This is a genomic window from Streptomyces sp. NPDC059564 (assembly GCF_042735575.1).
Classification (GTDB): Bacteria; Actinomycetota; Actinomycetes; order Streptomycetales; family Streptomycetaceae; genus Streptomyces.
Genome location: NZ_JBHWBP010000293.1, coordinates 1 through 9,670 on the forward strand (window position 1 = coordinate 1; position 9,670 = coordinate 9,670).

Consider the following 9,670-nt stretch of genomic DNA (forward strand, 5'->3'; position numbering starts at 1 on the left):
GGTCGGTCAGGGGTTGGGGCCGGTGGCCACCGGACGCTCCGGGTCCGAGGACCACTCCGACCAGCTGCCCGCGTACAGGCCGGACGCGATGCCCGCCACCTCCAGGGCCAGCACCTCGTGCGCCCCGGAGACGCCCGAACCGCAGTACACGCCCACCTCCGTGTCGCCCGACGCGCCCAGCGCGGCGAACCTGGCGCGCAGTTCGGCGGCCGGCAGGAACAGGCCGTCCTGGCCGACGTTCCCGGTGGTCGGGGCCGACACCGCGCCCGGGATGTGCCCGCCCACCGGATCGATGGGCTCCACCTCGCCGCGGTAGCGCTCGCCCGCCCGGGCGTCGAGCAGCAGTCCCGTACGGGCCAGCGCCGCCGCGGCGTCCGCGTCCAGCAGCTCTCGCGCCCCCGGGTTTGGCTTGAAATCGCCCTCCGTGGGAGTCGGCGCGTCGGCGGTCACCGCACCGCCCGCGGCCGTCCACGCAGCCAGACCGCCGTCCAGAACACACACGTCCGGGTGACCCGTCCAGCGCAGCAGCCACCAGGCCCGGGCGGCGGCCCAGCCCTGTCCGCCGTCGTACACGACCACCGGCGTGTCCGAGCGGACACCGGCGCGGCGCATGACGGCGCCGAAGGCTTCCGGGTCCGGCAGCGGGTGACGGCCGCCCGACCCGGGCGGACCTGCCAGTTCGCGGTCGAGGTCGACGTACACCGCTCCGGGCAGGTGCCCGGCCTCGTACGCGGGGCGCTGGTCGGGGCCGCCCAGCTGCCAGCGGATGTCCAGGAGCACCGGCGGCCGGGAACCGGCCATCTCGCTCATCAGTTCGGAGGCCGAGAGAATCGCAGTCATGGGCTCATCTTCCTCCCCTGCCCGGGTACCCGTGTAACAAGCCGGACATCGACGGGCCGCAGTGATTCGGTCATCTCTGTTCCGGGCCTCGACCACCCGGCCCGGTCGGGGCGCGCCGGGTGTTGCGGAGTGGAAGCATCAGCGGGGCAAAGGGACACGACGGCAGGAGACGGCTGACATGACGGCGGCAGCGGGGGCTTCGCAGCGCCCGCCCGGCACACCGTGCTGGGTGAGCCTGATGGTGCACGGCCTCGGGAACACCGAGGACTTCTACGCGGACCTCTTCGGCTGGGAGTACGAGCCGGGCCCGAACCAGCTCGGCCCGTACGTGCGGGCCTTCCTCGACGGCGAGGAGGTGGCGGGCATCGGCGAGATGCCGCCGGACCGGCACCTTCCGGTGGCCTGGACGACGTACTTCGCCACCGACGACGCGGACGTGACCGCCGAGGCGATCCGCTCCTGCGGCGGGACGGTCGCGGTCGGCCCGCTGGACGCCGGGGCGGCGGGCCGGATGGCGATCTGCTCCGACCCGCTGGGCGCGATCTTCGGGATCTGGCAGGCCGGGGCGCACCCGGGAACGCGGCGGCACGGGGTGCCCGGGGCTCCGGTGTGGAACGAGCTGGTCACGCAGGACACCTCGACGGTCGGCAAGTTCTACCAGCACGTCTTCGGGCACGAAGCGGAGGAACACCCCGCGGCGTCCGCCGACTTCGACTACCTGACCCTGCGTCTGGAGGGGCGTCCGGTCGCCGCGGTGCACGGGGTCGGCCGGTCGCTGCCGCACGACCGGGGGCCGCACTGGATGACGTACTTCGAGGTGGCGGACCCCGACGCGGCCGCCGAGCGGGTGGCCGAGCTGGGCGGACGGATCGTGGACCCGCCCCGCGAGGGCATTCGGGGGAGGCTGGCCACGGTCGCGGACCCGGAGGGCGCGGTCCTCACCCTCGTCCGGACGGCCACCGGCTAGCTGCCCGGAGGGCCTTCGAGGGGCCTGAGGCCGGGGCGCTTGGCGGTGCGGCCGTCGCCGGAGGACCGGCCGCGCAGGCGGCGGCCGAGCCAGGGGCCGAGGAACCCGGCCGCCCAGCCGAGTTCGGCCGCCGCGGTGGCGAGGCCGCCGCGGGGCGGCCGGGGCGGCAGCGGGTGCGTCCAGGCGTCGCCGCTCCCCGGCAGGCCGAGGGCCTCGGCGAGGGCGGCGGCGATCCGCGCGTGGCCGAGGGGGCTGGCGTGGAGCCGGTCGGTGCTCCACATCCGCGGGTCGGTGGCGGCGGGCACCAGACCGGTTTCGGCCACGGCGACCCCGTGCCGGGCGGCCGCTTCGCGGATGCGGTCGTTCATGTCGAGGACCCGGGGGCGCAGGGGCTTGGCCAGCGGCGCGACCTCGGCCACGTCGGGGAAGGTCACGGTCGCCACCCTGGTTCCGGCGGCCGTGAGCGCGGCGAACATCTCCTCGAGGTGTCCGGCCGTCGCGGCGGGGTCGAAGCGGGGCCGCAGCACGTCGTTGACCCCGGCGACGACGGTGGCCACATCGGGGCGCAGGGCGAGCGCGGGGGCCAGCTGTTCGGCGCGGACCTGGCCCGCGAGCCGGCCGCGTACGGCGAGGTTGGCGTAGAGCAGGCCGGGGTGGGCGGCCGTGAGGTGCCCGGCGAGCCGGTCGGCGAAGCCGCGCAGGCCGACCGTGTCGTCCCCGTCTCCGAGCCCCTCGGTCTGGCTGTCGCCGAGGGCGACGTAGCGGACGGGTTCAGCGTTCGGCACGGGCGCCCTGCCTCTCCTTCAGTACGGCCGCGATCCGCAGGCACCAGTCCCGGTGGCCCTCCTCGAAGGCCATGCCGCGCAGGCAGGTGAGGTACCCGCCGATGCGCTCGCCGCGGATCAGGTACTCCGCTTCGTCCATCTCGCCGCGCATGCCGCGCAGCAGCTTGCCGAGCAGCTCGATCTTGGCCTCCGCCGCGGCCGCGCGCTCTTCGAGCTGCCCGATCACGGGGGCGGTGCCGATGCGGTCGGCGGTCTGGACCTTGACCAGCAGGTCGTCGCGGATGAAGGAGGGCTTCGGGGGCGCGGCGGCGAAGTCCTCCAGCTCGGCGCGGCCGGCGTCGGTGACCCGGAACAGGCGCTTGTTGGGCCGGTTCTCCTGGACCACCTGCCGGCCCGCGACCAGCCCGTCCTTCTCCAGCTTGGCGAGTTCGGCGTACAGCTGCTGGGGCAGGGCGTGCCAGAAGTTCGCGACGCCCACGTCGAAGGCCTTCGCCAGTTGGTACCCGCTGTACTCGCCGTCGAGCAGCGCCGCCAGCACCGCGTGTCTCAAAGCCATCGCAGCATCCCCTTCCCTTCCGTCGCCCGCCCCGGCATCATACTCAAAAAAGCGACTAGTCATATTCTTGATTACTCACACAGTGCACTGCTCACTCACACCGAGGAGGGGTCATGGAGACCGCCGAACGCTTCCGCGCCGCCGTGGAGAAGCGCGATCTCAGCGCGCTGGACGACCTGTTCACCGAGGACGTCCGCCTGTACAGCCCCGTGAAGTTCACCCCCTTCGAGGGCAAGCCGATGGTGCTGGGCCTCTTCGGCGTGCTCCTGCGGGTCTTCGAGGACCTGCGCTACCTGGGCCGGCTGGACGGCGCGGCCGAGACCAGCGCCGACGGCGAGGAGGCCCCGTCGGTGATCCTGCCGTTCCGCGCGGAGGTCGACGGGAAGCAGATCCACGGCATCGACCTGCTCCAGTTCGACGAGGCGGGCCGCATCAAGGAGTTCACGGTGATGGTCCGCCCCCAGTCGGCCGTCCACACCCTGGGCCAGGCGGTCCTGACCGGCCTCGTGGCCGACGGCCTGGTTCCGGCCCCGGAGGCCACGGCCTGACGGACCGGGCACGGGGCGGGGTGTGGGGCCGAGAGGCTGAAGTCGATCGGCCATTGGGAATCAATGATCACGAAAGGCGCGGGGCGCCCCTCGATTTGTGTGAATAGCTGACCGCACTGCTTCTCCTTGGCGAGTCGGCTCCACCGAAGGGCAACCCATGCCACCTCACCCGAGAACGCGCCACGGTGGCCCGCACCGGCGTGCGCTGAGTGCCGCCGGTGCGGTGGCGGCGTGCTGGGTCCTGCCGCTGGCGCCCTCGGCGGCCTTCGCCGCGGGGGATCCCGGGGCGGCCACCCCCGAGGTCCGTGCGTCCGCCGCCGTACCGGCGCCCGCCTCCGCCTCGGCGCCCGCGCCGGACCGCGAAGGCGCGGACCTGGTGGTGGCCGGCGCGCTGCGTGCGGACGGCTCCGGCGGCCGGGAGCAGCGGGAGGGCGGCGTTCCGGTCGCGCGGGACACCTTCGACTACGTCCTGACGGTGACCAACCGCGGCCCGTCCACCGCCCGCCAGGTGCGCGTCACCGACCGGCTGCCCACCTCCCTGGAGTTCGTCGCGTCCCGCGACGGCTGCGCCGCGAACGGCCGGACGGTCACGTGCGGGCCGCTGGCCGCCCTCGCGGTGGGTGCGTCGCACCGCTGGGTGATCACCGTCCGGCTGTCGGCCGACTACCGCGGCGACGGTACGGACATCGTCAACGAGGCGGTCGTCGGCGCCGAGACGCGCGACCCCGACGCCCTGAACAACACGGCGTCGCTGACGGGCCTGGAGATTCCGCCCAGCGCGCGGGTCGCGGACCTGTCGCTGCGCAAGACCGCCCGGCTCGCCCCGGGGCGCGAGGACGTCCGTCCGGGCGAGAAGTTCACCTACGTGATCGCGGTGCACAACCAGGGTCCCGGCACGGCGCGGCAGGTCACGGTCACCGACCGGCTGCCGTCCTCGCTGGTCCTGCTCTCCTCCCCCGACGACTGCGCGCACCCGGGCGGCGAGGACCGGCTGGTGGTGTGCCCGCCGCGCGAGCGCCTGGCGTCCGGTGAGACGGCGGAGTTCCGGATCACGGTGCGCGCGGTGACCGGGGAACGGGCCCACCCGCCGGGCGGCTCCTGCACGCCCATCGACAACGTCGCCCGCGTCACCTCGGCGAGCGTCGACCCCGATCCCTCGGACAACGCCAACGCGCGGGGGACGACGGGGCCGGGCGGCGGGCGGCTGTGCCTGGTGTCCGACCGGGGCGAGGACCACCACGGCCGTGAGGACCACCACGGTGGCGAGCACGACGACGGCGACGGGCACGACGACGGCGGGCACGAGCACCACGGCCGCGAGGACCACGACGACGGCCGTGAGGACCACGGCCGCGACGACCACCACCACGGGCAGGAGCACCACGGCGGCCGCGGCGACCTGGCCGACTCCGGCGCCCGGGTGCCGGGGTGGCTGCTGTGGGTCTCAGCCGCTCTGGTGGGCGGTGGAGCGGCGCTGCGGACGGCCTTCCGGGCCCGCGCCTGACCGGCGGGTCACCGTAGAGCGAGAAGAGCGAGAAGACCGACAAGACGAGGAAACGTTCCGGTATGACCATGCCCTGGAGTGCCCGGTGGCGCAGGGCCGCCGCCCCCTTGCTGTGCGCCGCCGCACTCGTGCTGGCCTCGTCGTCCTCCCCGGCCGCGGCGGCCGACCGGGCCGGCGGACCGCCGCCACGCCCGCGGGCGCTCACGTTCCCCGTCAACGAGACCTTCGACAGCTCCACCAACCTGGGCGGCATCAGCGGCAGCGCGAGCTATCCGACGGGCGGCGGCTGGCTGCGGCTGACTCCCGCGAGCACCAGCCAGGCGGGCACCTGGAAGATGCAGGACTCCTTCTCCTCCGGTCTCGGCATCGTCGCCGAGTTCCGCTACGCCACCTACGGCGGAACCGCCTTCGAGAACAAGCGGGGTGACGGGCTGTCGTTCTACCTGACCGACGGCGCGGCGGCCGACGGCGTCGGCCCCGTCGGAGGCAGCCTCGGCTACGCCTGCACGGGCGCGGCGGGCCTCTGCTTCAGATCGGGCGTCCCCGGGGCCTATCTCGGCATCGGACTGGACGAGTTCGGCAACTTCTCCTCCGACACCGTCGGCAACGGCGGCCCGGGCGCCCAGTCCAACAAGATCGTGGTGCGCGGCGGCGGCAACGCCAGCACGGGGTACCGCTACGCCACCGCGGCGGACGGCCCCGGCTCGACCGTCGAGACCGGCAGCCGCGCCAAGGAGCGCAAGGTACGCGTCTCCCTGCTGCCCAGCGGTACGAAGATGCTGCTGTCGCTGTGGTCCGACAGCGGCCCCGACACCACCATGAACAAGCTCATCACCGACTTCGACGTCACCGGTGTCACCAGCCAGCCGAAGCTGCCCGCCACCCTCAAGGTGGGGTTCTCCGCGAGCACCGGCGCCGCGACGAACATCCACGAGATCGACGACCTCCGGATCAACGTCCCGGCGGACCTGACCATCGCGAAATCGGGATCCCTGGCGAGCGTGCCCGCCGGCGGGGGACCGGTGACCTACACCGTCACCGTCTCCAACAGCCAGGCCAACGAGGTCACCGGTGCCGCCGTACGCGACACCGTGCCCGGTCTGACCAACGTGACCTGGACCTGCCGCGCCGCTACGGGCGGCACCTGCGGACGGGCCTCCGGTACCGGCAACGCCCTGGACACGACGGCCGACTTCAAGCGGGGCGGCTCCGTCACGTACACGATCACCGGCACCGCCCCGGCCCAGCCCGTCACCCTGAGCAACACGGCGACCGTGACCGCCCCGGCGGACCGTACGGACACCAATCCGGCCGACAACAGCGCCACGGCCCCCGACACGGTGGTGACGGCGCGGGCCGACGTGAGCGCCGAGAAGGCGGGGCTCGGGTCCGGGCCGGTCGCCCCGGGCCAGGAGTTCGAGTACCGGATCACCGCACGCAACCTGGGCCCCTCCCCCACGACCTCGGTCCAGCTCGCCGACACCCTCCCCGGGCCGCTGCGGTTCGTCTCCTCCGCCGACGGGTGCACGGCCACGGGGCAGCGGCTGTCCTGCCCGGCCCGCGCTTCGCTGGACGCGGGGGCGAGCACCTCGTGGACGGTACGGGTGAGGCTGGACCCGGCGTACGGGGGTGACGGCTCGGACCTCGGGAACGTCGCCACGGTCCGGCACGACGTCACCGACCCGCAGCCCGCGAACAACACCAGCGCGGCCGCGGCGCCGCCCGGCGGGGTGGCCGCCCCGCAGGCCGACCTCTCGCTGGCCAAGGCCGCCGAGGAGCGCGCGCCCGTCGCGCCCGGGCAGACGTTCACGTACACGCTGACGGTCCGCAACGCCGGCCCGTCCGTGGCCCGGCGGGTCTCGGTCACCGACCCGCTGCCCCCGGCGCTCGCCTTCGAGGCGGCACCCGCGGGCTGCACGGCCGCCGGACGGACCGTCACCTGCGGTACGCAGGCCGTGCTCGCGCCGGGCGAGAGCCGCGAGTGGACCTTCACCGTCCGCCTCGATCCGGCGTACGCCGGGGACGGCACGGCCCTGCGGAACACCGCGACCGTCCGGGCGGACACCGCCGACCCCAACGCCCTCGACAACAGCGGCTCCGCCGGTGTGCCGGGCGGCCTGACCCGGCCGCCGAGGGCCGACATCGAGCTCACCAAGCACGCCGCGGCGGGCTGAATCCGCCCGGCACGGCGTCGCCGCCCCTCCCCCGAACTCCCGTACAGCGCTCTGTACGGTCCTCACGCACGAAACGGAAACGATGCGCGATGACGACGACACCAGGCCGGCGGCCCGCGGTGCGGGCCCTGGCTCCGCTGCTCTGCGCCGCGGCACTGTGGGCCGGGCCGGGCCCGGCGGCCTCCGCCGCCCCGCCGGGACGGGGGCACGTGGTCGAGGTGACGGCCCAGCGGGCCCAGGCCGCGCCCGGTGACCTGATCACGTACACCCTCACCGCGAAGAACAAGGGCCCGTCGGTGGCCCGGAACGTCACCGCGACGGACAAGCTGCCCGACGGGATCTCCTTCGTGGGCTCCTCGGACGGCTGCACCGCCACCGGCCAGACCGTCACGTGCGGGCCCGAACCCCAGCTGGCCGCCGGGCAGACGCGGAGCTGGAGCTTCCAGGCCCGGCTGAGCCCCTCCTACCACGGCGACGGTTCCGACCTCGGCAACAGCGCCACCGGCACGTCGGACGCCACCGATCCCGACCCCGCCAACAACAAGCCCGACCCGGTGCTGCCCCCGGGACCGTTCGCCCCCGTCTCGGACCTGGCCACCGTCAAGACTCCGCTGGGCGCGGGTCCGACGGTGCCCGGCCAGGAGTACGAGTACGAGGTCCGGACGGCCAACAAGGGCCCCTCCGACGCGCGCAACGTCGTGGTGACCGACGCCCTGCCGGACGGCCTGACCTTCGTGTCCTCGGCGGACCCGTGCACGGCCTCCGGGCGGACCGTCACCTGCGGTCCGCTGGCCAGGCTCGTCCCGGGCGCCGAGGTGGTGTGGACGTTCAAGGTGAAGCTGGACCCCGCCTACGCCGATGACGGCAGCGACCTGCGCAACACCGCGACCTCCGCCTCCGCGTCCGCGGACCCGGAGCCCGCCGACAACACCTCGCACGCCGTCCTGCCGCCGGGCGGGGTGACCGACCCGCAGGCCGACGTGTGGATCACCAAGCGGCCGGCCAACGACACCCCGATCGCCCCCGGTCAGACCTTCGAGTACGTGGTCACCGCGCACAACGACGGCCCGTCCCGGGCGGTCGGCACCACGGTCACCGACAAGCTGCCCGCGCAGCTCGCCTTCGTCTCCTCCCCCGACGGCTGCTCGGTCACGGACGGCACGGTCGGCTGCGGCCCGGTGGCCGTACTGGAGCCCGGCGCGTCCCGGACCTGGCGGTTCACCGTCCGGCTCGACAGCACGTACACGGGCAACGGATCGGACATCCGCAACACGGCGACGGCCACCTCGACGACCAAGGACCCCAAGACGGAGAACAACACGAGCAGCCCGGCGGGCCTGCCCGGCAGCACCGTCAACAAGCCGACCGCGGACCTGGCGGTCACCAAGGAGGCCGTCGGCACCACGCCGCCCGTTCCGGGCGAGAGCTTCGACTACCGGATCAAGGTCACCAACAACGGCCCGTCGGCCGACGCGTTCAACGTCAAGCTCACCGACCACCTCCCCGAGGGGCTCTCGTACGTGGCGTCCTCCCCCGCCGGATGCACCGTCGCCGGCCACCTGGTGTCCTGCAAGCGCACCAGCCCGCTCAAGGTCGGCGAGACGGTCGAGTACCTGCTCACCGTCAAGGTGGACCCCGCCTACAGCGGTGACGGCAGCGACCTGAAGAACACCGCCCAGGTGACGGCCGACAACATCGACCCCGCGAGCGAGAACGACACGAGCACGGCGACCGTCCCCGGCGGCCACGTCACGGACCCGGCCGCGGACCTCGCCATCACCAAGAAGCCCGTCCAGACCGCCCCGGTGGCCCCGGGCGAGACCTTCGACTACGCCCTGACGGTCACCAACAACGGCCCCTCGCAGGCCGAGCAGATCACCGTCACCGACACGCTGCCCACCGCGCTGAGCTTCGTCTCCGGCGACGCCGCGTGCACCTCCGGACGGACCGTCACCTGCGGTCCCCTGCCCAGCCTGGCCCCGGGTGCCTCGATGACCTGGGTGATCAAGGTGAAGCTGGATCCGGAGTACACCGGGAACGGCTCCGACATCCGCAACACGGCCTCCGTCGACGCCCTGACCCACGACCCCAAGTCCGCGAACAACACGAGCGCCGCGGCGGGCCCGCCCGGCGGCACCGTCAAGTCCCCGACCGCCGACCTGGAGGTGGGCAAGACGACCCCCTGACCCGACCCCACAACCCCCGAAGGCCCGCCGGGCATAACATCCCCCGGCCAAAACCCCTACCCCCAAAACAAAGAAACATTAAAATAAAAAAAAAATAACCATCCCAACAA

The 9,670-nt window shown here is 73.6% G+C and carries 8 protein-coding genes; 5 read left to right on the forward strand and 3 right to left on the reverse strand.

Annotated elements, in window-relative coordinates:
- Window positions 1–6 precede the first annotated feature (6 nt).
- Window positions 7–840: a sulfurtransferase gene (locus tag ACFV0Q_RS32195; RefSeq protein ID WP_385010145.1), complete on the reverse strand. Its 834-nt coding sequence runs from the start codon at window positions 838–840 to the stop codon at window positions 7–9.
- 178 nt (window positions 841–1,018) lie between these two features.
- Here ACFV0Q_RS32195 and ACFV0Q_RS32200 point away from each other — a divergent pair, with 178 nt between their 5' ends.
- Window positions 1,019–1,807 (forward strand): VOC family protein, encoded by a 789-nt coding sequence (locus ACFV0Q_RS32200; protein WP_385010148.1) that lies wholly within the window; start codon window positions 1,019–1,021, stop codon window positions 1,805–1,807.
- Here the strand turns inward: ACFV0Q_RS32200 and ACFV0Q_RS32205 are convergent.
- Together ACFV0Q_RS32205 and ACFV0Q_RS32210 are read right to left on the reverse strand one after the other, a co-directional pair.
- A complete protein-coding gene (locus ACFV0Q_RS32205; RefSeq protein ID WP_385010150.1) occupies window positions 1,804–2,592 on the reverse strand; it encodes an SGNH/GDSL hydrolase family protein in 789 nt (262 codons plus the stop codon). The genes ACFV0Q_RS32200 and ACFV0Q_RS32205 overlap by 4 nt on opposite strands.
- Window positions 2,579–3,148 carry a PadR family transcriptional regulator gene (locus tag ACFV0Q_RS32210; RefSeq protein WP_385010152.1) on the reverse strand — a complete coding sequence of 190 codons (570 nt, stop codon included), beginning with the start codon at window positions 3,146–3,148 and terminating at the stop codon, window positions 2,579–2,581. The genes ACFV0Q_RS32205 and ACFV0Q_RS32210 overlap by 14 nt, the downstream gene beginning before the upstream one ends.
- Before the next feature lie 113 nt (window positions 3,149–3,261).
- Here ACFV0Q_RS32210 and ACFV0Q_RS32215 point away from each other — a divergent pair, with 113 nt between their 5' ends.
- The 4 genes from ACFV0Q_RS32215 to ACFV0Q_RS32230 all read left to right on the forward strand — a co-directional run bounded on the left by ACFV0Q_RS32215 (window position 3,262) and on the right by ACFV0Q_RS32230 (window position 9,560).
- Window positions 3,262–3,696 carry a nuclear transport factor 2 family protein gene (locus ACFV0Q_RS32215; protein WP_385010154.1) on the forward strand — a complete coding sequence of 145 codons (435 nt, stop codon included), beginning with the start codon at window positions 3,262–3,264 and terminating at the stop codon, window positions 3,694–3,696.
- Between the two features lie 223 nt (window positions 3,697–3,919).
- On the forward strand, window positions 3,920–5,200 hold the full coding sequence (locus tag ACFV0Q_RS32220; protein ID WP_385010155.1) for a DUF11 domain-containing protein: 1,281 nt from the start codon (window positions 3,920–3,922) through the stop codon (window positions 5,198–5,200).
- Window positions 5,201–5,262: 62 nt separating this feature from the next.
- The gene (locus ACFV0Q_RS32225) at window positions 5,263–7,374 is read left to right on the forward strand and encodes a hypothetical protein (protein WP_385010156.1); all 2,112 of its coding nucleotides are present in this window, start codon (window positions 5,263–5,265) and stop codon (window positions 7,372–7,374) included.
- Window positions 7,375–7,463: 89 nt separating this feature from the next.
- Window positions 7,464–9,560: a DUF11 domain-containing protein gene (locus ACFV0Q_RS32230; protein WP_385010157.1), complete on the forward strand. Its 2,097-nt coding sequence runs from the start codon at window positions 7,464–7,466 to the stop codon at window positions 9,558–9,560.
- Window positions 9,561–9,670 lie beyond the last annotated feature (110 nt).